Source organism: Streptomyces sp. NBRC 110611 (assembly GCF_001590865.1).
Classification (GTDB): Bacteria; Actinomycetota; Actinomycetes; order Streptomycetales; family Streptomycetaceae; genus Streptomyces.
Map to the genome: position 1 here is coordinate 400,833 of NZ_BBUY01000005.1, position 25,872 is coordinate 426,704.

The window sequence follows — 25,872 nt, forward strand, 5'->3', positions numbered from 1 at the left end:
CTGCCGCAAGTACAAGATCCGGACACTCTTCCTTTATCCGCACGGGACGGGATACCCCTGGAGAAGGAGCGGCCGGCCGGCGGCCGCAGCGCACCGAGGGGAGCGGGTCATGACCGATGAACGGTCTGCGCACGGCTGGTATGTGGATGAGCGGTGCACGAACTGCGACGTCGCCCGGCAGCTCGCCCCCGGCCTGATCGGTGAGGCCGACGGCCGCTCGGTCGTCCTGCGCCAGCCGCGCGGCCGCAGCGAGATCCGGCAGTTCCACGCCGCCGCACACGCCTGTCCCACCCGGTCGGTCCGTCCTCCGGACGGGCGGCTGGACGCGGCATCGGATCCCTTTCCGATGGCCCTGGACGACGTCGTGCAGCTGTGCGGACACAACTCCCCCCACACCGCGGGGGCCAACTCCTACCTGCTGCGCCGCCCTGATGGCAGCACGATGATGGTGGACACGCCGCGCTGGAGCGCTTCGCTGGCCCAGCGCTACGAGGCGCCGGGCCCCGTCACCGATGTCCTGCTCACCCACCGCGACCACGCCGCGCACGGCCGCCGCTACGCCGACCGCTTCGGGGCCCGGTTGTGGATCCACGAGGGCGACCTCGACGCCGCCCCGGACGCCGACCGTGTGCTGCGCGGCACCGATCCGGTGGAGATCGCCGAAGGGGTGATCGCCTTCCCCCTCCCCGGGCACACGCGAGGCAGCGTGCTCTTCCTCGCGGACGAGCGGTACTGCTTCAGCGGCGACAGCTTCTACTGGTCGCGTACGACAGCGGACATCGAGGTGGCCGACAGTGTCACCTGGTACTCCATCGAGGAGCTGGCCGCCTCCCTGGCCCGGACCGCCGACCGGCTGCGCTTCGAGTGGCTGCTGCCGGGCCACGGCGACCGCCGGCACCTGCCCGCCGACGACATGGCCCGGCGGCTGCGGCGGCTGACGGCGCGTACCCGCGAACTCCGGCCCCGCCCCGTCGACTTCAGCGCGCTGCGCTGGTAGCGGCCCGACCGAGCGGGCGCCACCGCCCCGGCGCGGCAAGATGGCGCATATGAAGCGGTGACGGACCCCGCATCACGACCGCCGGTGACTACGATGCCCTGGTGATCAACTCTCCCGTCACCGCACCGTTCGGCCGCTTCGACGAGGCCTGGCCGGCCGTCGACCGCCCGGAGCTGCTGGCGGTGTCCACGGCCGAGGCTCTGCGCGCGTGGGAGGGGCCCGAGCCGGTGGAGTCGGTGCTGGTCGTCGACACCGATCCGGAGAAGGCCGACACCGCCGTCTTCTGCGCGGCCTACGACGTACCGCCGGACGCCTCCGCGAACTGTGTGGTGATCGCCGCCAAGCGGGGCCAGGAGGTGACCTTCGCGGCGTGCGTGGCACTGGCGACCACCCGGGTCGACGTCAACAGGACGGTCCGCAAGCACCTCGGTGCCCGTAAGGCCTCCTTCGCGCCGATGGACACCGCCGTCGCCGAGACGGCGATGGAGTACGGCGGGATCTCCCCGCTGGGGCTGCCCGGCCACTGGCCCGTCCTGGTCGACGAAGCCGTGGCCGCGGCCCCGCACGTGCTCGTCGGAAGCGGCCGGCGCCGGGGCAAGGTGATCCTTCCCGGCCGTTTCCTGGCCCGGCTTCCGCACGCCGAGGTCGTTCCGGGGCTGGCCGGCTGAGGCCGTACGACGGGATACGAAGGGAACGGGCGCGCCTTGCGCAGGGAGGACAACACGCGGAAGGGGCGCCCCGGGAACCGGGACACCCCTTCTGAGCGGTCTGCCGAGCGGCTGCTACGGAGTGGCCCGCCGCCGGCGTGCCCCCGGGCGCCGTTCGCTCGGGCGGGTCACCGGGTCGCCCGCCTCCAGGGCGGTGTCCCGGCGCTTCGCGCCGAAGTCCGCGAGCGCCTCGGCCAGCTTGTGCACCGAGGGCTCGGGGGACATGACGTCCACGCGCAGCCCGTGCTCCTCGGCCGTCTTGGCGGTGGCCGGGCCGATACAGGCGATCACGGTGACGTTGTGCGGCTTGCCGGCGATGCCGACCAGGTTCCGGACCGTCGAGGACGAGGTGAACAGGACCGCGTCGAAGCCGCCGCCCTTGATGGCCTCGCGGGTCTCGGCCGGCGGGGGCGAGGCGCGCACGGTGCGGTAGGCGGTGACGTCGTCGACCTCCCAGCCGAGCTCGATCAGGCCCGCCACCAGGGTCTCGGTGGCGATGTCGGCGCGCGGGAGGAAGACCCGGTCGATGGGGTCGAAGACCGGGTCGTACGGCGGCCAGTCCTCCAGGAGGCCGGCCGCGGACTGCTCGCCGCTCGGGACCAGGTCGGGCTTGACGCCGAAGGCGATCAGGGCCTTGGCGGTCTGCTCGCCGACGGCCGCGACCTTGATGCCGGCGAAGGCGCGGGCGTCGAGGCCGTACTCCTCGAACTTCTCGCGGACGGCCTTGACGGCGTTGACCGACGTGAAGGCGATCCACTCGTAGCGGCCGGTGACCAGGCCCTTGACGGCGCGCTCCATCTGCTGCGGGGTGCGCGGCGGTTCGACGGCGATGGTCGGCACCTCGTGCGGCACCGCGCCGTAGGACTCCAGCTGGTCGGAGAGCGACTTGGCCTGCTCCTTCGTACGCGGTACGAGGACCTTCCAGCCGAACAGCGGCTTGGACTCGAACCACGACAGGCGGTCGCGCTGCTCGGCGGCGCCGCGCTCACCGACCACGGCTATGACCGGCTGGCCGCCGTCCGGCGAGGGCAGCACCTTGGCGGCCTTGAGCACCTGGGCGACCGAGCCGAGGGTCGCGGTCCAGGTGCGCTGGCGGGTGGTGGTCCCGGCGACGGTGACGGTGAGCGGGGTGTCGGGCTTGCGGCCGGCGGACACCAGCTCACCGGCGGCCGCGGCCACCGCGTCGAGGGTGGTGGAGACCACGGCGGTGGCGTCGCTGCTGCCCAGCTCGGACCAGCAGCGGTCGTCGGCGCTGCGGGCGTCGACGAAGCGGACGTCGGTGCCCTGTGCGTCGCGCAGCGGGACCCCGGCGTAGGCGGGCACGCCGACGGCGGCCGCGATACCGGGGACGACCTCGAAGACGATGCCTTCGGCCGCGCAGGCCAGCATCTCCTCGGCGACGTTGCCGTCCAGACCGGGATCACCGGAGACGGCACGGACGACCCGCTTGCCCGCGCGGGCGGCCGCCATGACAAGATTGGCGGTGTCCCTAAGGGAAGGGACGTCGGCGGGGATTGACGCCTCGTCAGCTGACGCCTGCAGCGGTGTGTCCACCTGTGCGCGCGCGTGCACACGCACGACGTCCAGCACCTGCGGGTCGGCGATCAGTACGTCCGCGGAGGCCAGCGCCTCCACCGCACGCAGCGTCAGCAGGCCCGGGTCTCCCGGCCCGGCACCGAGGAAGGTGACCTGGCCGGAGGCGGAGTGGTTCGGGGCGGTGGGGTTCAAAGTGCTCGCTCCCCCATAAGACCGGCCGCACCCTTGGCGAGCATCTCGGCGGCGAGTTCCCGGCCCAGCTGCTGCGGGACCGACACATCGTCGGGAGAGGCGGGTACGTGCCCGGTGGTGGACAGCTGCACCAGCGTGCTGCCGTCGGTCGTGCCGACGACACCGCGCAGGTGCAATTCGGTGACAGCCTGTTCACCGGCCAGATCGGCCAGCGCTCCCACGGGTGCGGAGCAGCCGGCCTCCAGGGCGGCGAGCAGGGAACGCTCGGCGGTCACGGCGGCCCGGGTACCCGGGTCGTCGAGCTCGGCGAGCGTGGCGACGAGGTCTGCGTTCGCGGCAGCGCACTCGATCGCCAGTGCCCCCTGGCCGGGGGCGGGCAAAACCACGTCGGGCGACAGCAGTTCGGTCGCCTCGTCGATCCGGCCGATCCGGGTGAGTCCGGCGGCGGCCAGGACCACCGCGTCCAGTTCACCCTTCGCGACGAAACCGATGCGGGTGTCGATGTTCCCGCGTATCGGGACGCACTCGATCCGCCGGCCCAGGGACCGGGCCCAGGCGTTGAGCTGCGCCATCCGCCTCGGGGAGCCGGTGCCCACGCGGGCGCCGTCGGGCAGCTGCGCGAAGGTGAGCCCGTCCCGGGCGATCAGCGCGTCACGGGGGTCTTCCCGTACGGGGATCGCGGCCAGGGCGAGGTCCTCGGGCTGCCCGGTGGGCAGGTCCTTGAGGGAGTGGACGGCGAAATCGATGTCCCCGGCGAGCAGCGCGTCGCGCAGCGCGGAGACGAAGACGCCGGTGCCGCCGATCTGCGCGAGGTGCTCGCGGGAGGTGTCACCGTACGTGGTGATCTCCACCAGCTCGACGGGACGGCCGGTCAGCTCGCGGACCGCGTCGGCGACCTGCCCGGACTGGGCCATGGCGAGCGCGCTGCGCCGGGTGCCGAGCCGCAGCGCTGTGGCGGTGGTGGTGCTGTCGTTCATGACCGCTCCCGTGCTTCGTGGCTGCCGCCGGGCGTGTCGGCACGGCTGACGGCAGCGACCGTCTGAGGGTCGAGGTCGAAGAGTTCCCGCAGCGCGTCCGCGTAGCCGGCGCCGCCGGGCTCGCTGGCGAGCTGCTTGACCCGCACGGTGGGTGCGTGCAGGAGCTTGTCGACGACGCGGCGCACGGTCTGGGTGATCTCGGCGCGCTGCTTGTCGTCCAGGTCCGGGAGGCGGCCGTCGAGCCGGGCGATCTCGCTGGTGACGACGTCGGCGGCCATGGTGCGCAGGGCGACCACGGTGGGGGTGATGTGCGCGGCGCGCTGGGCGGCGCCGAAGGCGGCGACCTCGTCGGAGACGATGCCGCGCACCTTGTCCACGTCGGCCGCCATCGGCCCCGCCGACGGAGTCGGCTGATCGGACGCCGTTGCGGACGCGTCGGCCAGCGACTCGATGTCGACGAGGTGCGCGCCCTCGATCCGGTGCACCGCGGCGTCGATGTCGCGGGGCATCGCGAGGTCGAGCAGGTACAGAGCGCTCTCACGGCCGCGGACCGCGGCTTCGATCATGCTGCTGGTCAGCAGCAGCCCGGTCGCTCCCGTGCAGGAGATCACGATGTCGGCGACCGCCAGCTCGTGCTCGATACAGCTCATGGCCGCGGCGCGGGCGCGCAGCTTGTTGACGGCACCTGGCCCGCCCGGCTCGGTGAGGAGCTGGACGAGCCGCTCGGCCCGCTCGACGGTGCGGTTGGCGACCGCCAGCTCACCGATGCCGTTGCGGACGAGGGTGGTGGCGGACAGCGACGACATCGAGCCGGCGCCGATGACCAGCGCCCGCTTGCCGTGCGCCCAGGCCGCCACGTCCTGGCCGGCCGCGAGCTGCTCGAGGCCGAAGGTGACCAGCGACTGGCCGGCCTTGTCGATACCGGTCTCGCTGTGGGCGCGCTTGCCGACCCGGAGGGCCTGCTGGAACAGGTCGTTCAGCAGCCGGCCCGCGGTGTGCACTTCCTGGGCGACGGCCAGCGCGTCCTTGATCTGGCCGAGGATCTGGCCCTCGCCGACGACCATCGAGTCCAGGCCGCAGGCCACCGAGAAGAGGTGGTGGACGGCGCGGTCCTCGTAGTGGACGTAGAGGTAGGGGGTGAGCTCCTCCAGGCCGACGCCGCAGTGCCGGGCCAGCAGGGTGGACAGCTCGGCGACACCGGCGTGGAACTTGTCCACGTCGGCGTAGAGCTCGATGCGGTTGCAGGTGGAGAGCACCGCGGACTCGGTGACCGGCGCGGCCGACACCGCGTCCCGCAGCAGCTTGCCGCGCGCCTCGGGGGCGAGCGCGGCCCGCTCCAGCACGCTCACCGGCGCGCTGCGATGGCTCAGTCCGACAACAAGGAGACTCATGCCGGCATCACGGCGGGCACATCCCCGTCAGGTCCCTTGCGGTCGCCCGTGATGGCGGCGGACTCGCCGGTGAGGGCGGCGGATTCGGCCGCCGCGACGGCGGCGGCGCGGCCGGCCGCGGCGGCCGGAGCGCCGGCCCCGGGCGCGGTCTCCTCGCCGGCCTTGCGCTGCTCGTGGAAGGCGAGGATCTGGAGCTCTATCGACAGGTCGACCTTCCGTACGTCCACCCCGTCGGGGACGGTCAGTACGGTCGGCGCGAAGTTGAGGATCGAGGTGACACCGGCGGCGACCAGGCGGTCGCAGACCTGCTGGGCGGCACCGGCGGGCGTGGCGATGACGCCGATCGAGACACCGTTGCTCTGGATGATGTCTTCCAGCTCGTCGGTGTGCTGGACGGCAATACCGGCGACCGGCTTGCCCGCCATGGCCGGATCGGCGTCGATCAGCGCGGCGACCCGGAACCCGCGGGAGGCGAAGCCGCCGTAGTTGGCGAGCGCGGCGCCGAGGTTACCGATACCGACGATGACGACCGGCCAGTCCTGGGTCAGGCCCAGCTCGCGGGAGATCTGGTAGACGAGGTACTCCACGTCGTAGCCGACGCCGCGGGTCCCGTAGGAGCCGAGGTAGGAGAAGTCCTTGCGCAGCTTCGCGGAGTTGACTCCCGCCGCGGCGGCGAGCTCCTCGGAGGAGACCGTGGGGACCGAACGCTCGGAGAGCGCGGTCAGCGCGCGCAGATACAGCGGAAGCCGGGCGACGGTGGCCTCGGGAATCCCTCGGCTTCGGGTCGCCGGTCGGTGTGTTCGGCCAGTTGCCACGGTGCTCCTGCGGGTAGAGCGGGGCTGCGGGCGCCCGTCTGGAACCCGACCGCCCTGTCCACTGCAGGCTATGTCTTTGTGAACGCGTGCACAAAGATGGTGTCCGGTTTGTCCGGCCAAAGTGATGGGGCTCACGCGGCCTTTACGGGCCCCGATGGAACCAACTCCCACGTCACACCGTTCACTCACGCCACTGGTGAAACACGGTGACGCCGACGGGAGCACAGCCCCTCACCTCTCACCGATACGCCCCGGATATGCCCCGGAAATCAACAAATCGCCCATCGATGGTAAGCGGCCTCCGCCCCGCGGAACGCCACCCCGGCGGCCCGCGGAGACCCCGCCACGACCGGGCACAATGGACGCCATGGCCCCCTTGTTCAGCCGCAGCCCCCGCCCCCGGCCCGCCGACCGGATGGTCACCCTCGTCGGCAAGCCGGGCTGCCACCTGTGCGACGCCGCCCAGGACGTGATCGAGAAGGTGTGTGCCGAGACGGGCGCGTCCTGGGAGAAGAAGGACATCACCGAGGACGCCGAGCTGCACCGCAAGTACTGGGAACAGATTCCGGTCGTCCTGATCGACGGCGCCCAGCACGACTTCTGGCGCGTCGACCCCCGGCGACTCCGCCAGGCACTGGGTGCCTGAGGCCTGGCACCGGGTGCCTGACACCGGCCCACCGGCCCGGAGAGGTGGCCGTAATACAACCGTCCGCGGTCCCAGGCCCGCATGACACGCGCCCGTAACCGGAAGCACCGAACAAACTGGCTACGCTAGCTTCATGTCGCCTGCTCGCCGATCCGGATGGCTGCCCTCCGCGGCACTCTTCGACCTGGGCCGGCTCCCCCGCCGCCGACGCCCCGCCACCGCCCGCAGCGTACTGGCCGGGGAGGCCGCGGCCGAGGCCGCCCGCAAGTCCTCGCAGGAGGCCGAGGCGGCCCGGTCCGCCGAGCAGCCCCCGGCCGAGCCCGAGTTCCCGGTCCCCGGGGACACCACCGCCGCCGCCTTCTTCGACCTCGACAACACGGTCATGCAGGGCGCGTCCCTGTTCCACTTCGGCCGTGGCCTGTACAAGCGCCACTTCTTCCACAAGCGCGAACTGGCCCGCTTCATCTGGCAGCAGATCTACTTCCGGGTGGTGGGCTCGGAGAACCCCGAGCACGTCGCGGACGCCCGCAACAGCGCCCTGTCCATCGTGCAGGGCCACCGGGTCTCGGAGCTGATGTCCATCGGCGAGGAGATCTACGACGAGTACATGGCCGAGCGCATCTGGCCCGGCACCCGTGCGCTCGCGCAGGCCCACCTCGACGCCGGCCAGAAGGTCTGGCTGGTGACCGCGGCCCCCGTGGAGACCGCGACGATCATCGCCCGCCGGCTCGGCCTGACCGGCGCGCTGGGCACCGTCGCGGAGTCCGTCGGGGGCGTCTACACGGGCAAGCTGGTGGGCGAGCCGCTGCACGGCCCGGCCAAGGCCGAGGCGGTCCGCGCGCTGGCGGCCGCCGAGGGGCTGGACCTCTCCCACTGCGCCGCGTACAGCGACTCGGCGAACGACATCCCGATGCTCTCACTCGTCGGGCACCCGTACGCCATCAACCCCGACAGCCGGCTGCGCAAGCACGCCCGGGAGAACGGCTGGCGGCTGCGCGACTACCGCACCGGCCGCAAGGCGGCCAGGATCGGCATCCCGGCGGCGGCCGGGGTGGGCGCCCTCGCCGGCGGCGCCGCGGCCGCGGTCGCACTCCAGCGCCGCCGCCGCTGACCCGGGCCACCCGCCAGCCGCCCCGGGCCGCCGCCAGCCGCCCGGGGCCGATCCATGGGCCGACCCGCTGGGCCGACCCGCTGGCCGGTCCGTTGACCGATCCCGCCCCAGGACCGCTTTCCCGGGGCCGCTTCCCGTGACCGCTTCCGCGGCCGCCGACATGACTGCCGGCATGACTGCCGACGGGACCGCTGACGGGCTCGCCGGCCGGTGCCCGTGACCAGGACTGATCGCCGGACGGCGCGACGAGCCATCCGCACTCTCTACCCACCCCGCCGCCCCGTCAGTCCCATTGCTGACGGTCAGCCACAACACGCCCTCCAACCAGGCAGATTGCGTCGCCTTCCGGTCAATTGTTGCTCGGCATTCGATACTTGATCTGCCACCAACCTGGCACGGACCGTAAGTAATCGGTGATTTGAGCAACTGGGTGTAGCGCTGCCTATACGAAGCGTTATTCTCCTCAGACGCAATCCGGAACCCACACGTCCCTACGACGAGTGAACGGTCCCGCACTGCACGTGATGGAAGCTCTGCCTCTGGGAGTCCCGTGTACCCACACGTCGGGGTTGACGCCTCGGGCCTGGCTACGCTGCGTACGACGCTCGTCGACCACCTGCGCAGTTTCGTCCCCACCGCGTACGCCGTCCCCGCATTCACCTCATCCGTCCCCGCCGCCGGACCCTGCTACGCCCTGGCCGACGGGAGCGCCACGGTCGGCAAGGCCGCCGGCCGAGCCCGCCGTTCCGGCGGTACGGCGACCGCCCGGCGCCCCGCCGACAGCGACAGCCGGCGCATGATGGACCTCGTCGAACGCGCCCAGGCCGGGGAGGCCGAAGCGTTCGGCCGCCTCTACGACCAGTACGCCGACACGGTCTACCGCTACATCTACTACCGCGTGGGCGGCCGCGCCACGGCCGAGGACCTCACCAGCGAGACCTTCCTGCGCGCCCTGCGCCGCATCGGCACCTTCACCTGGCAGGGCCGTGACTTCGGCGCCTGGCTGGTGACCATCGCCCGTAACCTCGTCGCCGATCACTTCAAGTCCTCGCGCTTCCGCCTGGAAGTCACCACCGGAGAGATGCTCGACGCCAACGAGGTCGAGCGCAGCCCCGAGGACTCGGTCCTCGAATCCCTCTCCAATGCCGCCCTGTTGGAGGCGGTACGCAAGCTCAACCCCCAACAGCAGGAATGCGTCACGCTGCGCTTTCTGCAGGGCCTCTCGGTCGCCGAGACCGCCCGCGTCATGGGCAAGAACGAGGGCGCGATCAAGACCCTCCAGTACCGCGCCGTCCGCACCCTGGCGCGCCTGCTTCCCGAAGACGCCCGCTGACCGGCCCCGCCCCTCGCCCCTGCCCCGTACGCCGCCCTCCCCGGCCGTTCCGTGCGCCTCGGTTTCCGCACGCCCGGTGACCGGCCATGCCCGATCGGTCAGATCATCGTGAGTGCGTAACCCGAGTGCCGCGCCGCTCGTTGTGCGGGATGCAGGCTCCATGCGGTCACGCCGTGCCCGCCGCCGCTCACTCGATCGAGTGGTTGCGCACGACCGGCGTGCAGCGTCCGGCCCGTCTGGATAGTCAATGCCAGTCCGGGGAGCCGAGCGGGATGACGAGAGGAGGTGCCGCCCGTGATCACAAATGTCTCCGTGCACCGGCGGGCCAACGCCTTCGCCCAGGCCCTGGAGGAGCAGGTCCTCGAGGGCGCGGCGGCCGAGGACCAGGTCGACAATCCGGCGCAGGCGCCGGGCGAAGCACGGCTGTTGGCGGTCGCCGACGGCCTCGGGAGGCTCCCGAGGCCGGAGATGGCAGCCGAGGTCAAGACTGTCCAGCGCGCCCAGCTCCTCGCCGCGATGGAGTCCGCCTTCGCCGAAGGCGCTTCCGACGGCACCGGGGCGCCCGATCAGCGCACACGCAAAGGAGCGCACCGCGCCACGGCGCCGCTCGGCCGTCTGCGGCCGCGCTCCCGCCTCTCCAAGGGGCTCGCCGCGGGCGGGCTGACGGTCGGCGTCGCCGCCGGCGCCTTCAGCGGTGTCGCCGCGGCCAGCTCCGACGCCCTCCCCGGGGACTCCCTCTACGGCCTCAAGCGGGGCATGGAGGACCTCATGCTCGACCTGGCTGGCGACGACGACACCGAGCGCGGCCGGCTCCTGCTCGACCAGGCCTCCACCCGGATGCAGGAGGCCCACCGCCTGATGGACGGCCCCCGGCGCGACCACGAGGCGCTCGGCCAGATCCGCAAGGCGCTCGCCGACGTCACCCGGAACGCGGGCGAGGGCCACCGCCTGCTGCACAAGGCGTACCAGCGGGACGGTTCGCTCGGCCCCATCCAGGCGCTGCACTCCTTCACCAAGTCCCACCGCCGCACCTGGTCGCAGCTGCGCGAGAAGCTCCCGGTGCAGCTCACGGACGTCCGTAACGAGGTCACGTCGGTCTTCGACGCCATGGACGACGAGGTCGGCCCGCTCCGCTCGATGCTCCCGTCGGCCCCGGGCGAGAAGCACCGGCCCCGCGACACCCCGGCCTCCTCGGGCACCGGATCCGGCTCCCACGGCCGGCCGGCACCGGCCGGCACCCACGGCCCTTCCGGCAAGCACTCCGGTGGCGCGCACGCCCCCCGCCCCTCGGCCTCGCCCTCCCAGGACGGCGGTCTGCTCGGCGGCGGCACGGGTGGTCTGCTCGAACCGCCCTCCAGGGCCGGCAGCCCCGCCCCGCACAAGGACGGCCACGGCCGGGACGCCGTCCGGCCCGAGGTCACCCTCCCGCCGCTGATCCCGGGCCTGCTCCCGCCGCTGGGCATCAACGGCGAGGACTCCCAGAAGTAGCGTCAGCTGAAAGGTGCTGCCCCTCCGGAAACGTTCCCGGAGGGGCAGCACCTTTCAGTTTCAGCTGTCAGGGGACGCGGCAGCCCCGCCCGGGGCGGCGCGCGGTCAGAAGAACACCGAGCGCCGCTGGACGAGCAGCTTGTACAGCGTGTGCTGAATCGTTTCCCGGACCTGGTCGGTCAGGTTGAACATCAGCATCGGATCGTCCGCGGCCTCCATCGGATAGCCGTCCGTCGGGATCGGCTCGCCGAACTGGATCGTCCACTTCGTCGGCAGCGGCACCACACCCAGCAGCCCCAGCCACGGGAACGTCGGGGTGACCGGGAAGTACGGCAGCCCCAGCACCCGCGCCACCGTCTTGGCGTTCCCGATCATCGGGTAGATCTCCTCCGCGCCCACGATCGAGCACGGCACGATCGGCACCCCGGCCTTCAGCGCCGTCGACACAAAGCCGCCCCGCCCGAAGCGCTGCAGCTTGTAGCGGTCCGCGAAGGGCTTGCCGATGCCCTTGAAGCCCTCCGGCATCACCCCGACGATCTCTCCGCGCTCCAGCAGCCGCTGGGCGTCCTCCGCGCAGGCGAGGGTGTGCCCGGCCTTGCGCGCCAGCTCGTTTATCCCCGGCAGGACGAACACCAAATCGGCCGCCAGCAGCCGCAGATGGCGCTGCGCCGGATGGTGGTCGTGCACCGCGACCTGGAGCATCAGGCCGTCCAGCGGCAGTGTGCCGGAGTGGTTGGCGACGATCAGCGCCCCGCCGTCCGCGGGGATGTTCTCGATGCCCTTGACCTCGACCCGGAAGTACTTCTCGTACACCGGCCGCAGCAGCGACATCAGGACCTGGTCGGTGAGCTCCTCGTCGTAGCCGAAGTCGTCGACCTCGTAGTCGCCGGTGATCCGCCGCCGCAGAAACGCCAGCCCGCCAGCGATCCGCTCCTCCAGGGACCGCGGGCCCGTCGGCGCAGGGGCCGCCGGCGGGTGCTCGGTCCGTGCCTCCGGTACGGGCACCAGCGCCGTACCGCCCGCCGCGCGCCCGGCCCGCCGGGCCTTCCTGCGTGCCCGGGGCTCCTCGCCGAAGGGAATGACCTTGGCATCCGCCATCGTGGGTGAACTCCTCACTGGGTCAGGGCACCGCGTGCGGGCAGCACGCCGGCGAGCCGGTCGACGGTGCGGGCGAGGGACGCGGGCGGCAGCAGCCCGGGTCCGCGGCTGCGGGCGAATTCCGCGAAGGTCTCCGCCGTCGTGTACTTCGGGTGGAACCCCAGTGTCTCGCGCATCTGTGTCGTCTCGACCACCCTGCCGTGTGTGAGCAGCCGGATCTGTTCCGGCGAGAAGTCCGTGATGCCGACCGACCGCAGCGCCGTACCGGCCCAGGTCACGGTCGGCAGGAACAGCGGCAGGGTGGGCCGCCCCAGCCGCCGGGAGGTCTGCGACAGCAGCAGGACGCCGTCACCGGCGATGTTGAACGTGCCGCTGTTGAGCGTGCCGCGGCGCGGCGCGGCGGCGGCGATCCGCAGGACGTCGATGGCGTCGTCCTCGTGGACGAACTGCAACCGCGGGTCGTAGCCGAGGACGGTGGGCAGCACGGGCAGCGAGAAGTACTCGGCGAGCGGGGAATCCGCGCACGGCCCCAGGATGTTGGCGAACCGCAGGATGCACACCGCCACATCCGGCCGGCGCCGGGCGAAGCCGCGTACATACCCCTCGACCTCGACGATGTCCTTGGCGAAGCCACCGCTGGGCAGTGACTTCGGTGTGGTGGTCTCGGTGAAGACGGCGGGGTCGCGGGGCGCCGAGCCGTAGACGCTGGTGCTGGACTTGATCACCACGCGCTGCACATGGGGGGCTTTCTGGCAGGCGCCCAGCAGCTGCATCGTCCCGATGACGTTGGTTTCCTTCACCCAGGCGCGGCCGCCGCGCTTGCCCAGCGGCGTGCCGTTGATGTCCATGTGGATGACGGTGTCGACGCCCGTCTCGGCCAGGACTCTGGCGATCGCCGGGTGCCGGATGTCGGCTCTGAGGAATTCCGCGCCGCCCAGATGGTGCTCCGGCGGCACGGCGTCCACCCCGATCACCCGGTCGACATCGGGATCGCGCTGGATCCGGCGCACCAGCCGCCCGCCCAGCTGTCGTGCGACTCCCGTGACGAGCACGACCTTGCCCAAGATCAGCCCTACCTTCCCGCCGCGACTTTTCCCGGGGCCTGTCCCGACATACCGCACGCATCGGGGAGACACACCCTGGCCCAGCTGTGCACGCCACGCTATCGGGTCGGTGTTGCCGGGTGATGACCACAGGATGCCCTCGGCCACATTTCCGCCCGACCGCCGTCCATACGGCCCACAACGCGCCGCAGCCCCCAATCGCACCATGGCGATGGGGGCTGCGAAATCGCGATCAGCGTCGCTGCTTCAGTGCTTACTTCTTGTTACGACGCTGGACACGGGTGCGCTTGAGCAGCTTGCGGTGCTTCTTCTTGGCCATCCGCTTGCGCCGCTTCTTGATAACAGAGCCCACGACTAACCCTCGCTCACTTCGATTACTCGGTGCGGGGCGTCCGAGCCCACACTACCTACAGCGGGTCAGCCTACCCGGCGCCGGACGAACGGCGTAATCCGAGGGTCGCGAAGAGACCCGTCAGGCTGAGCGTCAGGCCGATTCCACCCCCACATAGGACTCCCGCAGGTAGTCGTGGACCGCCTGCTCCGGAACCCGGAAAGACCTCCCCACGCGAATAGCGGGCAGATGACCGCTGTGCACCAGGCGGTACACGGTCATCTTGGACACACGCATCACCGTGGCGACTTCCGCCACTGTCAGGAACACGACCTCGTTCAGAGGCCTCTGGTCTGCAGCCATGCCACACCTGCACCTTCCGCATCAGACGGACACCGGCTTCCCCTCCGGTGACTCTTCGTCGCCATGCGCTCACTCCCCAGATTAGGGGCGCGTGATGCGAGTGGGGAAGAGGAGCAGCGAACAGCCGCTTATCCGGACAGACGCGCCTGATTAATCACATAACGGGCCAGCGGCCGATAGGACGCCGCCCGCGCGGAGTCATCGAGCGGCACCACCTCGGACACCCGCCCCTCGGCCTGCCCGACGAACAGCGCCGGATCGTCCGTATCGGCCAGCCCGATCGCCTCAATACCCAGCTGACCTGCTCCGCAGACCCAGCCGTGGTCCCCGATCACCAGTCCCGGCAGGGGCCCTCGGATGTCCGCCGCGGCCCCGAGAGCGGTCCGCACAGGAAGCGGGGAATGGGTGTGTACGCCCCCCACTCCGGACGCGCCCCGCACGCCGGTTTCTCGCATCAGCGCGACTCCCCGTACGTAGCCGAGGATCCGGGTACGTACGCCGAACCGGGTCGCTATGTCGACACGGGCGCCATACGCCGGGGTGAGGACGGGGCAGCCCGCCGACGAGAGAGCGTCTGCGAGTGCGGCGTAGAAGCCCAGCAGCCGGTGCGGATGCCCCGTACCGAGCAGCACCGGCGTCCGCCGCTCGGCCGCCGCGCGGATGCGCTCAGCGAACCGGTCAAGCGCGGCGATCGTACGCTCCGGATCAATCATGTCCAGGCCCGAAGTGTGCGCCGGATCGTCCAGCACCCCGCACTTCTGCCCCATCAGCCGCAGTACTTCCCCCAGCGGCCAGTCCCGTTCGGGATCCAGCCCCATCAACACCCGCGGATCGCGCGCTGCGAAGAGCCGGTAACGCCCCAGGCTCTTCTCCCGCGTGGTCGCGATCACCCCCGCGAGCCCCTCCTGGATCAGATGCGCCCGCAGCTCCCCGGTCCCCAACACACCCCCCATGCTGACCGGTTAACGCCCGCACAGACCCCCAACCAGCGGGAAGTCACACATCCGTGGAGCGCGCGCCATCCCCCGCCCGAGCCGCACGAAGCGCGTCGGGGGCGTGCCGGGCGTCGCGCCAGGGCGAACGTGGCCTGCCAGGGGCACAGCGCGTCCAGGAGGCCGGCAGTGACGACCAGTACGGGAGACAGAGGCTGCCAGGTCCTGTCCGATGGGTCGCCGCGGGCCCACGCGGACCCATCGGGCAGGCCCTAGGAGACGACCACGGCGGTTGTCGTCGGCCAGGTCATGCGGATCATCCCGCCCTCCTCGTCGGAGGTCACCTCGACGTCGTCGACCAGTCCGCTGATGACCGCGAGGCCCATCTCGTCCTCGCCCTCGGGCTCGCCCTCCGCCGGGCTCTCGTCGGTCACGGCGGCGCCGCGCGCGCCGGCCGTACCGGATCCGCCGGGCACCCCGTCGCCCACCTCGATCGAGAACTTCTTCTCGTCCTCGATCAGCACGACCCGTACCGGGTCCGCGATGTCATGGCTCTCATGCAGCCCTACGGCCCGGCTGCAGGCCTCGCCCACGGCGAGCCGCACCTCGTCCAGCACGGCCTCGTCCACCCCCGCGCGCCGTGCCACGGCAGCCGCGACCAGTCGCGCGGTGCGGACGTGTTCGGGAAGGGCGCTGAAGCGCAGTTCGACGGTGGCCATGCCATCCCCCTCGATATGCGGGCGTGCGGCGCAGGGGGCCGGACACCCGTCCGGGACCCCCCGCTGCTTCCTCCCCCGCGCCGACGGCGCGGGGGACCGGTGAACCGTCAGTCAGTGGCGTTGACGGCTTCCTCGACCGAGGTGTGAATCGGGAACACCTTGGTCAGACCGGTGATACGGAAGATCTTGAGAATGCGCTCCTGGTTGCAGACCAGGCGCAGCGAGCCCTCATGGGCACGCACCCGCTTGAGCCCGCCGACCAGCACGCCGAGCCCGGTGGAGTCCAGGAAGTCGACACGTTCCATGTCCACCACGAGGTGGTAGCTTCCGTCGTTCACAAGCTCGACCAGCTGCTCCCGCAGCTTGGGCGCGGTGTATACATCAATCTCGCCACCGACCTCGACGACCGTACGGTCGCCGACGGTCCGGGTCGACAGGGACAGGTCCACGGATCCTCCAGCACCTTGCTATCGAGCGGTCGCCCCCCTGGGGCCTCCCCACCGAAGGTAGGGGCGGATCTGGCAGCCGCCATGGCATTCAATCACTTACCGGCAGGCGTGCACGACGCCCTTTGAGCATTGTCCGTCACTCCGGTGACACACTCGGTGCCGATGGCCTCCAATCGACTCCCGCCGGATGCGGGCGCACGTCCTGCCCCAGGCATGATTCTCGAACGTCTCGCCCGGGGCGCGACCCGCGCTGCGCGCATCACTCATACGGAGCACTTGCCCCCGCGCATCGGCAGCCATGCCGCCTGGCCGGAACGGATCCGGCCGGAAGTGATCGACGCCATCCGTTCGACCGGAATCGACCGTCCGTGGACTCACCAGGCACGGACGTCCGAACACGCGCTGCGCGGCGAGTCGGTGGTCGTCGCCACCGGCACCGCCTCGGGCAAGTCCCTGGCGTACCTCGCGCCGGTCCTCTCCACGCTCCTGGACGGCTCCGAGGCGCCCAACGGACGGGGGGCCACGGCTCTGTACCTGGCCCCCACGAAGGCGCTGGCGGCCGACCAGCGGCGCGCCGTACGTGAGCTGGCCGCCCCGCTGGGCACGGCGATCCGGCCCGCGGTGTACGACGGTGACACCCCCGTCGAGGAGCGCGAGTGGGTCCGCCAGTACGCCAACTACGTCCTGACCAACCCCGACATGCTGCACCGCGGCATCCTGCCGTCGCACCCCCGTTGGTCCTCCTTCCTGCGGGCGCTGCGCTACGTCGTGATCGACGAGTGCCACACCTACCGCGGGGTCTTCGGCTCCCACGTCGCCCAGGTCGTCCGGCGGCTGCGCCGGATCTGCGCGCGGTACGGCTCCGAGCCGGTCTTCCTGCTGGCCTCCGCCACGGCCGCGGAGCCGGCCCGTGCCGCGACCCGGCTCATCGGACTGCCCGTGGCGGAGATCACGGAGGACACCTCGCCGCGCGGCGAGTTGGTCTTCGCGCTGTGGGAGCCGCCGCTGACCGAACTCCACGGTGAGCGGGGCGCCCCGGTCCGCCGTACCGCCACGGCGGAGAGCGCCGATCTGCTCACCGACCTCGCCGTCCAGGGTGTCCGCACCGTCGCCTTCGTCCGCTCCCGGCGCGGTGCCGAGCTGATCGCCCTGATCGCGCAGGAGCGGCTGGCGGAGGTCGACCGTTCGCTTCCCGGCCGCGTCGCCGCGTACCGCGGTGGCTACCTCCCCGAGGAGCGCCGCGCCCTGGAACGCGCCCTGCACAGCGGCGATCTGCTCGGCCTGGCCGCCACCACCGCGCTGGAGCTGGGAGTGGACGTCTCCGGTCTCGACGCCGTGGTCATGGCGGGCTATCCGGGGACCCGCGCGTCCCTGTGGCAGCAGGCCGGCCGTGCGGGACGCTCCGGGCAGGGCGCCCTCGCCGTGCTCGTGGCCCGCGACGACCCGCTGGACACCTACCTCGTCCACCATCCCGAGGCCCTCTTCGACCAGCCCGTCGAATCGACGGTGCTCGACCCCGACAACCCCTATGTCCTCGCCCCGCACCTGTGCGCCGCGGCCGCCGAACTCCCGCTGACGGAGGCCGACTTCCCGCTCTTCGGGCAGGCGAGCGCCGGACTGATGCCGCAGCTGGAGGCGTCCGGTCTGCTGCGCCGACGCGCCAGGGCCTGGCACTGGACCCGCCGCGAGCGGGCCGCCGACCTCACCGATATCCGTGGCCAGGGCGGCTCCCCCGTGCAGGTCGTGGAGACCGGCACCGGACGCCTGCTGGGCACGGTGGACGCCGCGGCCGCGCACACCACCGTCCACGACGGCGCGGTCCACCTCCACCAGGGCCGCACCTATGTCGTCCAGCGCCTCGATCTGGAGGACGATGTCGCCCTCGTCGAGGAGGCCAGTCCGCCATACTCCACGACCGCCCGGGACACCACCGCCATCGCCATCCTGGAGACCGACACCGAGATTCCCTGGGGCGATGCCCGGCTCTGCTTCGGGTCCGTCGAAGTCACCAATCAAGTCGTCTCCTTCCTTCGCCGCAAACTCATCACCGGCGAGGTCCTGGGCGAGACCAAGCTCGACCTGCCGCCCCGTACGCTGCGCACCCGCGCGGTGTGGTGGACGGTCACCGAGGACCAGCTCGACGCCGCCCGGGTCGGTCCCCAGCAGCTGGGCGGTGCGCTGCACGCCGCGGAGCACGCCTCCATCGGCATGCTGCCGCTCTTCGCCACCTGCGACCGCTGGGACATCGGGGGCGTCTCCGTCCCCCTCCATCCGGACACCCTGCTGCCGACCGTTTTCGTCTACGACGGCCACCCGGGCGGCGCGGGCTTCGCCGAGCGGGCCTTCCACACGGCCGCCGACTGGCTCACCGCCACCCGGGACGCCATCGCCTCCTGCGAGTGCGAGGCGGGGTGCCCTTCCTGCATCCAGTCCCCCAAGTGCGGCAACGGCAACGACCCGCTGCACAAGCGCGGGGCCATCCGCTTGCTGGCCGAACTCCTCCGGGGAATCCCCGGGGAGGCCGGGGGCCCGGAGGGAACTCCGGCCTCCCCGGGCACCTGACGAGGCAGCCGGCCCCAGGCCCGGCCGCGAGGTGGGAGCGGGGGCGCTGGGCGGGCCCGCCCGTGCCCTGAGCCGCGCCACGAACGGACGGCCGCCCGCCTCCACGGATACATCCGCGACGGCCCCGGTCACCGTGCACCGCACCAGGCGGGTGTGCTGCCCGGCCGCCACCCGCCGGGCCACCGCGCACGCGCGGTCCGGGCCCTGCACGGCACGGTCCGCCGCGGCCAGTGCGGCCAGGTCCGCGGCCCCGCCCGCCCGATGGCGTGCGGTGACGGCCTGGCCCACGGCGAGCAGGGCCAGGAAGACCGCGCACAGTGCCGCGCCGGCGAAGACCGTGCAGAGCGTCGCCGAGCCGTCATCCCCGTACCGTGTCCTCCGCAAGAGCTACCGCCTCCCCTCCGACCCGGAGGGTCAGCCGTCCCGCTCCGGGCAGCTCGGCCTCGACCCGTACCCGCACCAGATCTCCCTTTCGGTCCAGCACGATCCGTGCGCCCCGTGGAGCCACGCCCCGCGCCGCGGCGATCACCGCCGTCCGGGCTTCCGACCGCGCCGCCGCCCGCGCCCCGGCCCGTGCCGCGTCCACACACTCGATACGGGCGCAGATCGCCATCAGCCCCCAGATGAGCGCCGCGACGACCACCAGCAGTACGGGCATCACCATGGCCGTCTCCGCCGTCACAGACCCCGCGTCACGCGCGGTCCGCGGTATGCCACGGGCCCCTGGGCGGATGCGCTTGCCGCCGTCCATGCCCAGGCCTCCGCCTCCGCTGTCAGACCTGGGCATGGAGCGCCCGCTCGAGCAGCGACTGCAGCATCGCCTTGACCGCCGGGCTCGTCACCAGCTTGTAGAGCACCACGGCCAGCGCGCATGCCGCGAGCGTCACCATGGCGTACTCCGCCGTCGCCATCCCCCGGTCGTCGGCCGTCGCCCGGCGCAGCCTCGTCCACCACCGTCGGAACCGTGCACGCATTCCGGTGCTCGTCATCCCCGCGTCGGCCGTCCCCCCGCTGCTCGCGCTGCTCATCGCCACGCTCGTCTCTCCGGCCGTTGCCATGCCGTTCCCCCTCATGCCGTTCCTCGTCGTGCCGTTCCTCGCCGTCTCGTTCCTCGTCATGCCGTTCCTTGCCATGCCGCCCTCCGTTCCGGTCCGCCGGCCCTCCACCGGCTTCGAACATGCTTCGTCCACAGATCAGTTACGTCGGATCAGTTACGTGTACGCCGGATCAGTTACGCGGATCAGCCGCGTCCCAGCAGGGCGCCGGCCAGGCCGATCAGCACCGGTACCAGCCCGAGCAGCAGAAAGGCCGGCAGAAAGCACGCCGTCAGCGGAAGGGTGACCAGCACCCCGGCCCGCCGGGCCCGCGCGGCCACCGTTCTGGCCTGCTCCGCCCGGAGTTCGGCGGCGATCCGGGAGACCGGTTCGCCGGCCGGCACCCCGGCTGTCGCGGCGCGCTCCATGCAGCGGGCCAGCCCCTCGGCCCCGGGGAGGGCGGCCAGCCGCGGCCATACGACGGCTGGATCGCCGCCCAGCCGCAGCTCCGCCGCCACCTGGCGCAGCCGTTCGGCGACCGGGCCGTCGAGCGCGCGGCCCACGGCCTCCGCGGCCTCCCGTGGCCCGGCTCCCGCGGCGAGGCAGGCCGCCAGCAGGTCGCCGGCCGGCGCCAGTTCCGCGCGTATCCGCTCGGCCGTCAACCGCGCCGTCTCCGCCTGCTGTTGGCGCCGCAGCCAGCGGTACGCGCCGAGGCCCACGGCGAATCCCGCGAGGACACCGGGCACCCCACCGACGAGGATGGTGACGAAACCTGCTGCGGCGAAGGGCCAGGCCCAGGCCTGTGGCCCGCCGCCGCCCTGTCCACGCCCGTTGCGTCCACCCTGCTTTCGTCCACGCCTGATCCGTCCATGGCCGTCCTGACCACGTCCGTCCTGGCCACGTCCATCCTGGCCACATGCGTCCCGTCCGCCAACGGACCGCCGAGGACCGGCCGGTTGACCGGCCAGCTGACCTCCGACGGCGTCTCCCCGGCCATGCCGGCCCGTTCCGGCACCGGTGCCGCACACCGCCGGCACCCGTCGTCGTACGACCCGCTCGCGGTAGGCCTGCCGTACCAGAGCCAGGGCGCACACCACCGCCGACAGGGCGGCGAGCGCCATCCCCACCCTGTGGACAACCTCCACACTCATGCCACTCCCCCTCCCTCCGCACATTCCGCTTGCGCGACGATCCGGGCCGTCCAGACCACCCCGCCCCACTCCAGGAACCCGCCGGCCACCAAACAGGCCCAGCCCACCGGGGTGTGCAGCAGCACCCGCAGCGGGTCGGCGCCCAGTGCGCCGCCCATCAGGAGCCCGCCCACCGGGAGCAGCGCGAGCATCAGCGCGGTGACCCGCGGACCCGCCAACTGAGCCCGCAGATCCTCGCGTTGATCCCTCCGCGCGCGGAGTCCGGCCGCGATCCGCTCCAGTCCGGAGGCGAGTCCCGCGCCGCCCTCCACCGCCACCTGCCAGCACGCCGCCACCCCGGCCAGGCCCGCGGCCCCCGGCAGCCGCGCCGCGGCACGCAGCGCCCCTGGGACGTCACCTCCGTAGCGCGCGGCCGCCATCAGCGCCGAGCCCGCCGTTCCGAGGTCCGGCGCCCCTGTGGCGAGCAGGGCCGGGGCCGGCTGCCGGCCGGCCCGCAGCTCGCCCGCCACCGCCGCGCAGAGCCCGATCACCGCCGCGGCCCGGCGGCCCCGGGCCCGCTCCGCCGCACGGGCGGCCAGCCTGCGCCGCACGAGGTACCCGGCCACCGGCGAGGCGAGCACCGGCAGCACGGACCCGCCCAGCACCCCCAGCACCAGCCCCGCCGGCACGCACCAGACCTCCCGCCCAAGACCGCCCGGACCGCCTGGGTCACCTGGGCCGCCCGGACCGCCTGGACCGCCTGGGCCACCGAGGCCTCTTCGCCGTACCGCTCCCTCTTCGGCCGCCCGCCGCGCCCACCGCTTCCGCACCCCCTCGCCCGGCAGCAGCCGCCCCCGCCACCCCTCCGGCGGACGCTCACCACCGCGGTCCCCGAGGAGCGTCCGGGCGCGCCGCCGTACCTCGCCCCGGCCGGCGGCGGCCAGCCGGACCGCGGCTCCCGCACAGAGCGCGGCGGCCGACAGCGCCAACCCGGCCCCACTCATCGCAGCTCGCCCCCGCCCCGCTCACACAGCCGCCGCAACCGCTCCCAGCCGCGCCCCTCTTGGAAGCCGACCGGGCTCCAGACCGCGGCCGGAACGGTCACCACGAAGCCGTCCCGGTCCCGCTCCAGCACATGGAGCTCGGCGATCCGGCGCAGGCCGGCCCGGTCTCGTACGACATGGAGCACCACCGACAGCGCGGCCGCCAGCTGGCTGTGCAGCGCGGCACGGTCCAGGCCCGCGACCGATCCGAGCGCCTCCAGCCGGGCGGGGACATCGCCTGCGGCGTTGGCGTGGACCGTGCCGCAGCCGCCCTCATGCCCCGTATTGAGCGCGGCCAGCAGATCCGTGACCTCGGCGCCGCGCACCTCGCCGACCACCAGCCGGTCCGGACGCATCCGCAGCGCCTGCCGTACGAGGTCCCGTAGTGTCACCCGGCCGATGCCCTCCTGGTTGGCGGGGCGGGTCTCCAGCCGGACCACATGGGGGTGGTCCGGCCGCAGCTCAGCGGAGTCCTCGGCCAGCACGATCCGCTCGGCCGGGCCGACCAGGCCGAGCAGGGTGCTGAGGAGAGTGGTCTTGCCCGCGCCCGTACCACCACTGATCACGAAGGACAGCCGGGCCGCCAGGATCGCCTTGAGCAGCCGGTCGCCGCCCGGCGGGACCGTCCCGGCGGCCACCAGCTCGGCGAGGCGGAACGCGCGCGGCCGCAGCACCCGTAGGGACAGGCAGGTCCCGGCGACCGCCACCGGGGGGAGTACGGCATGCAGGCGGGTGCCGTCCGGGAGCCGGGCGTCCACCCACGGCCGGGCGTCGTCCAGCCGCCGGCCGGCCACCGCCGCCAGCCGCTGGGCGAGCCTGCGGACCTCGGCCGCGTCCCGGAAGCGGACGTCCGTTCGCTCCAGGCCGGCACCGCGGTCGACCCACACCTCGTCCGGTGCGGTGACGAGCACATCTGTCACCTCCGGCTCGGCCAGCAGCGGCTCCAGCGGCCCGCTGCCCACCATCTCGGACCGCAACGCGGCCACCACGCCCAGCACTTCGGCGTCCCCCAGGAGCCGGCCTTCCTCGCGCAGCGCCACCGCCATCCGGGCCGGCGTCGGCTCCGCCCCGCTCTCGGCCAGCCTTCGGCGCACCACGTCCAGCAGGTCCTGCGCCGACCCTCGGCCCGTATCCAGTCCTCTCGTCGCAGCCGACCCTCGCACCGCGCCCAACCCCCGCGTCATGCCCGGCCCTCGCGTCATGCCCGGCCCCCGCGTCGCGCCCAACTCCCGTGCCATGCCCGGCCCTCGCGTCATGTCCAGCCCCCGTCCCGGCCTTCCGCCCGGCCGCCGGCCGTACCGGCCACCGAGCCCTCACCCGCCGCCGGACCCGGACCGGCCCCCGCCGACGCCCCCGGGCGGGCCGGCCCCCGCAGGCCGGCGCCCGGACCGGGACCGGCCCGCTCCCCTTCCCCGCGGCCCTCGGCCGCCGCCCCGGCCCGCGCCCAGAACCCCGTACAGAACCGCGCCAGCGGGCCCCGCACCCGCGCTCCCGGCGGCACGCCGCGCGACAGATCCGTCGACAGACCGGTCTCCCAGGGCAGTTCACCGGCCAAGGGCAGGTCCATGAGGCGGGCGATATCGGCCGGGGGCAGGGCATGGCCGTGCCGTTCCGGGCCGGCGCGGGCCACGACGCGGAGATCCGTGAGCACCCGCTGTACGCCGACGGCCGCCCGCTGGGCCGCCGCGACCGCGCGCAGTTCCGTGGGGACGAGCAGCAGGCCCACGTCCATCTGGGCCAGTGCCTCCGCCGTCGCCTCGTCGACCCGCCGGGGCAGGTCCACCACCACGACACCGCCGCGCCGGCGGGCCGCGGCCATGACCGCCCGCATGGCGGGTGGCGGGATGATTACATCGGAGTCCCGGTCCCAGCTGAGCACCCGCAGGGAGTGCAACCGGGGCAGTGATTCCTCCAGTGCGGCGCAGGCCACCCGGCCCCGCGATTCGGTGAAGGCCGGCCAGCGGAGCCCCTTCTCCTTCTCGCCGCCCAGCAGGACGTCCAGGCCGCCGCCCAGCGGGTCCGCGTCGACGAGCAGGGTGCGCCGGTCCGTACGGGCGGCGGTGACGGCCAGCGCGCCGGCCAGGGTGCTCGCCCCGGCGCCACCGCGGCCGCCGATGACGCCGATGGTCAGGGCCGGCGGCCCCACGCCCTCGACCGCGTCGGCGATCCGGTCGACCAGCCAGTGTTCTCCGTCGGGGAGGGCGAGGACCCGCTCGGCCCCGATGGCGACGGCCCGACGCCACGGCTCGCGGTCGTCCGTGTCCGGCCCGATGAGGATGACGCCCGGCCGGCGCGATGCGCCGTCCAGGCGGTGTGCGCAGTCGTCGCCGACGATCACGAGGGGCGCGGTCCGCCAGGCGCCCGTGTGGGCCAGCAGGCCGGGTGCCACTTCGGGCAGGGCGCCGGCCGCGGCGCACAGCCGCAGCAGATCGTCGAGGAGGCGCTCGTCCTCGGTGATGATCAGTGGTCCGCCGCGGTTGTCGCCGCTCCGGACCGGTCGCTCCGATCGTGTGGTCGCCGCCATCTTCCGTCCCCCTGTCGCCGCCCGGCTCGCCCTCCGCGAGCACGCGGACTTTTACGATGCAGCGATCGGGAAATCCGGGCGGATCTTGATTCGAATCTGTGGACAACTCCGCGACTGTGGATATCTCCGTCACCTATTCCAGCGACGGGCGGCCGCTTCCGGGGGCTGAAGAGAGGGCCCTGCGGGGCTCCTCCGCGGCGCCGCCGGGAGCCCGTGAGAAGGGTTCCCCAGAGCATCACATTGGCTACTGTGAGTAACGAAAGCGGAACGCCCGCGACGGCGGTGCCGCGCGGGCGAGAAGAGCGGTTGAACGGCGTCCGACGGCGGGACATGCGGCCGGACATGCGACGACCCCCGCCGGGGGGGAGAGCGGGGGTCGTCCCCACGGCCGGCTCGGGGGGGGGAGGAGCCGGACCGGGTTAGCACGGTCGCGAACGATCCGTGACTTCCATGGTGTACCCGAGAGCCTTCTCAGGCAAACCCACGCGCCACACCTTACGCCGAATGGTGGGCGCCTATGCTCGCCCCGTGGAAAACCACTCCGTGCCCCACTCGACTCCCCGTACCGCCGCGTTCTTCGACTTGGACAAGACTGTCATTGCAAAGTCGAGCACGCTGACCTTCAGCAAGTCGTTCTACCAAGGCGGCCTGATCAATCGGCGGGCCGTCCTGCGCACCGCGTACGCGCAGTTCGTGTTCCTCGCCGGCGGCGCCGATCACGATCAGATGGAGCGGTTGCGTGAATATCTCTCCTCGCTGTGCCGCGGCTGGGATGTGGCCCAGGTGCGGGAGATCGTCGCCGAGACTCTGCACGATCTGATCGACCCGATCATTTACGACGAGGCGGCCTCGCTCATCGAGGAACACCACGCCGCCGGGCGGGATGTCGTCATCGTCTCCACTTCGGGCGCCGAGGTCGTCGAACCGATCGGTGAGCTTCTCGGCGCCGACCGCGTGGTGGCCACCCGTATGGTCGTCGGGGCGGACGGCCGCTTCACCGGAGAGGTGGAGTATTACGCGTACGGACCGACCAAGGCGGAGGCCGTCCGGGAGCTCGCCGCGTCCGAGGGATATGACCTCGAACGCTGCTACGCGTACAGCGATTCGGCGACCGACATCCCGATGCTTTCGGCGGTCGGGCACCCCTTCGCGGTCAATCCGGACCGGGCGCTGCGCCGCGAGGCAGTGGCGCGCGGCTGGCCGGTTCTCTCCTTCAACCGCCCGGTCCCGCTCAAGCAGCGGCTGCCCGCGCTGCCCTCGCGGCCGGCCCTCGCGGCCATGGCGGCGGTGGGTGCGGCGATGGCCACCGCGACGCTGGTCTGGTACGCCAGCCGCCGGAAATCCACAAAAGTGCGCCTCGGCGGTATTGGCCGTAAGCGGGACACTGCCCGTAATGCCTGCGTTTGAAGCCAAACGTAAAGATCTATGGC

General features: G+C 72.6%; 25 protein-coding genes and 1 pseudogene. 8 read left to right on the forward strand and 18 right to left on the reverse strand.

Going from position 1 to position 25,872, the window contains the following annotated elements; translation table 11 throughout:
- Nucleotides 1-109 precede the first annotated feature (109 nt).
- Together AZE13_RS14985 and AZE13_RS14990 are read left to right on the forward strand one after the other, a co-directional pair.
- The gene (locus AZE13_RS14985) at nt 110-997 is read left to right on the forward strand and encodes an MBL fold metallo-hydrolase (protein ID WP_066931165.1); all 888 of its coding nucleotides are present in this window, start codon (nt 110-112) and stop codon (nt 995-997) included.
- Between the two features lie 104 nt (nt 998-1,101).
- Nucleotides 1,102-1,665, forward strand: coding sequence for a YbaK/EbsC family protein (locus AZE13_RS14990; protein WP_066931445.1), 564 nt, complete (start codon nt 1,102-1,104; stop codon nt 1,663-1,665).
- Between the two features lie 114 nt (nt 1,666-1,779).
- On the opposite strand, the gene AZE13_RS14995 is transcribed toward AZE13_RS14990, so the two are convergent.
- From AZE13_RS14995 to AZE13_RS15010, 4 genes are read right to left on the reverse strand one after another with little or no spacing between them, the layout of a single operon-like run.
- Entirely contained in the window at nt 1,780-3,432 is a 1,653-nt protein-coding gene (locus tag AZE13_RS14995; protein ID WP_066931167.1) for a uroporphyrinogen-III synthase, read from the reverse strand.
- A complete protein-coding gene (gene hemC, locus AZE13_RS15000) occupies nt 3,429-4,409 on the reverse strand; it encodes a hydroxymethylbilane synthase (RefSeq protein ID WP_066931169.1) in 981 nt (326 codons plus the stop codon). The genes AZE13_RS14995 and hemC overlap by 4 nt, the downstream gene beginning before the upstream one ends.
- Nucleotides 4,406-5,800 (reverse strand): glutamyl-tRNA reductase, encoded by a 1,395-nt coding sequence (locus AZE13_RS15005; protein ID WP_066931171.1) that lies wholly within the window; start codon nt 5,798-5,800, stop codon nt 4,406-4,408. The genes hemC and AZE13_RS15005 overlap by 4 nt, the downstream gene beginning before the upstream one ends.
- On the reverse strand, nt 5,797-6,615 hold the full coding sequence (locus AZE13_RS15010; RefSeq protein ID WP_066931173.1) for a redox-sensing transcriptional repressor Rex: 819 nt from the start codon (nt 6,613-6,615) through the stop codon (nt 5,797-5,799). The genes AZE13_RS15005 and AZE13_RS15010 overlap by 4 nt, the downstream gene beginning before the upstream one ends.
- A 367-nt stretch (nt 6,616-6,982) precedes the next feature.
- Between AZE13_RS15010 and AZE13_RS15015 the strand changes: the two genes are divergently transcribed.
- The 4 genes from AZE13_RS15015 to AZE13_RS15030 all read left to right on the forward strand — a co-directional run bounded on the left by AZE13_RS15015 (nt 6,983) and on the right by AZE13_RS15030 (nt 11,193).
- Complete coding sequence (locus AZE13_RS15015; RefSeq protein WP_066931447.1) at nt 6,983-7,261, forward strand: glutaredoxin family protein; 279 nt, start codon at nt 6,983-6,985, stop codon at nt 7,259-7,261.
- Between the two features lie 133 nt (nt 7,262-7,394).
- Nucleotides 7,395-8,372: an HAD family hydrolase gene (locus tag AZE13_RS15020; protein WP_066931175.1), complete on the forward strand. Its 978-nt coding sequence runs from the start codon at nt 7,395-7,397 to the stop codon at nt 8,370-8,372.
- Nucleotides 8,373-8,922: 550 nt separating this feature from the next.
- Nucleotides 8,923-9,705, forward strand: coding sequence for an ECF subfamily RNA polymerase sigma factor, BldN family (locus AZE13_RS15025; RefSeq protein WP_066931177.1), 783 nt, complete (start codon nt 8,923-8,925; stop codon nt 9,703-9,705).
- A gap of 294 nt (nt 9,706-9,999) precedes the next feature.
- Nucleotides 10,000-11,193: a DUF5667 domain-containing protein gene (locus AZE13_RS15030; protein ID WP_066931179.1), complete on the forward strand. Its 1,194-nt coding sequence runs from the start codon at nt 10,000-10,002 to the stop codon at nt 11,191-11,193.
- 105 nt (nt 11,194-11,298) lie between these two features.
- Here the strand turns inward: AZE13_RS15030 and AZE13_RS15035 are convergent, their stop codons facing one another.
- The 7 genes from AZE13_RS15035 to bldG form a co-directional block, all read right to left on the reverse strand.
- Nucleotides 11,299-12,291: a lysophospholipid acyltransferase family protein gene (locus tag AZE13_RS15035; RefSeq protein WP_066931181.1), complete on the reverse strand. Its 993-nt coding sequence runs from the start codon at nt 12,289-12,291 to the stop codon at nt 11,299-11,301.
- A gap of 14 nt (nt 12,292-12,305) precedes the next feature.
- Nucleotides 12,306-13,355 (reverse strand): NAD-dependent epimerase/dehydratase family protein, encoded by a 1,050-nt coding sequence (locus AZE13_RS15040; protein ID WP_066931183.1) that lies wholly within the window; start codon nt 13,353-13,355, stop codon nt 12,306-12,308.
- Between the two features lie 253 nt (nt 13,356-13,608).
- Nucleotides 13,609-13,707, reverse strand: coding sequence for a 30S ribosomal protein bS22 (locus tag AZE13_RS34030; protein ID WP_003948845.1), 99 nt, complete (start codon nt 13,705-13,707; stop codon nt 13,609-13,611).
- Nucleotides 13,708-13,839: 132 nt separating this feature from the next.
- The gene (locus AZE13_RS15045; protein ID WP_014144137.1) at nt 13,840-14,049 is read right to left on the reverse strand and encodes a helix-turn-helix domain-containing protein; all 210 of its coding nucleotides are present in this window, start codon (nt 14,047-14,049) and stop codon (nt 13,840-13,842) included.
- A 128-nt stretch (nt 14,050-14,177) separates the two neighbouring features.
- On the reverse strand, nt 14,178-14,993 hold the full coding sequence (locus tag AZE13_RS15050) for a phosphatase (RefSeq protein WP_066931449.1): 816 nt from the start codon (nt 14,991-14,993) through the stop codon (nt 14,178-14,180).
- Nucleotides 14,994-15,253: 260 nt separating this feature from the next.
- Entirely contained in the window at nt 15,254-15,700 is a 447-nt protein-coding gene (locus AZE13_RS15055) for an ATP-binding protein (RefSeq protein ID WP_066931185.1), read from the reverse strand.
- Between the two features lie 107 nt (nt 15,701-15,807).
- Nucleotides 15,808-16,149: an anti-sigma factor antagonist BldG gene (bldG, locus tag AZE13_RS15060; RefSeq protein ID WP_066931187.1), complete on the reverse strand. Its 342-nt coding sequence runs from the start codon at nt 16,147-16,149 to the stop codon at nt 15,808-15,810.
- 162 nt (nt 16,150-16,311) lie between these two features.
- Between bldG and AZE13_RS15065 the strand changes: the two genes are divergently transcribed.
- On the forward strand, nt 16,312-18,711 hold the full coding sequence (locus AZE13_RS15065) for a DEAD/DEAH box helicase (protein ID WP_258527798.1): 2,400 nt from the start codon (nt 16,312-16,314) through the stop codon (nt 18,709-18,711).
- Nucleotides 18,712-18,822: 111 nt separating this feature from the next.
- On the opposite strand, the pseudogene AZE13_RS34035 reads toward AZE13_RS15065, so the two are convergent.
- From AZE13_RS34035 to ssd, 7 genes and pseudogenes are all read right to left on the reverse strand, one after another.
- Nucleotides 18,823-19,095, reverse strand: a pseudogene (locus tag AZE13_RS34035) (Rv3654c family TadE-like protein); the annotation flags it as partial.
- A complete protein-coding gene (locus tag AZE13_RS15070; protein WP_079124003.1) occupies nt 19,070-19,462 on the reverse strand; it encodes a TadE family type IV pilus minor pilin in 393 nt (130 codons plus the stop codon). The pseudogene AZE13_RS34035 and the gene AZE13_RS15070, both read right to left, overlap by 26 nt.
- Before the next feature lie 22 nt (nt 19,463-19,484).
- The gene (locus tag AZE13_RS15075) at nt 19,485-19,769 is read right to left on the reverse strand and encodes a DUF4244 domain-containing protein (protein WP_258527799.1); all 285 of its coding nucleotides are present in this window, start codon (nt 19,767-19,769) and stop codon (nt 19,485-19,487) included.
- Between the two features lie 182 nt (nt 19,770-19,951).
- The gene (locus AZE13_RS38070; RefSeq protein ID WP_258527800.1) at nt 19,952-20,896 is read right to left on the reverse strand and encodes a type II secretion system F family protein; all 945 of its coding nucleotides are present in this window, start codon (nt 20,894-20,896) and stop codon (nt 19,952-19,954) included.
- A complete protein-coding gene (locus AZE13_RS15085) occupies nt 20,893-21,564 on the reverse strand; it encodes a type II secretion system F family protein (protein WP_309302192.1) in 672 nt (223 codons plus the stop codon). The genes AZE13_RS38070 and AZE13_RS15085 overlap by 4 nt, the downstream gene beginning before the upstream one ends.
- Nucleotides 21,565-21,875: 311 nt before the next feature.
- Nucleotides 21,876-23,024, reverse strand: coding sequence for a TadA family conjugal transfer-associated ATPase (locus AZE13_RS15090; protein ID WP_066931455.1), 1,149 nt, complete (start codon nt 23,022-23,024; stop codon nt 21,876-21,878).
- A 146-nt stretch (nt 23,025-23,170) separates the two neighbouring features.
- Complete coding sequence (gene ssd / locus AZE13_RS15095; protein WP_079124004.1) at nt 23,171-24,442, reverse strand: septum site-determining protein Ssd; 1,272 nt, start codon at nt 24,440-24,442, stop codon at nt 23,171-23,173.
- Nucleotides 24,443-24,946: 504 nt separating this feature from the next.
- Between ssd and AZE13_RS15100 the strand changes: the two genes are divergently transcribed.
- Entirely contained in the window at nt 24,947-25,849 is a 903-nt protein-coding gene (locus AZE13_RS15100; protein WP_066931193.1) for an HAD family hydrolase, read from the forward strand.
- The last annotated feature ends 23 nt before the right edge of the window (nt 25,850-25,872 follow it).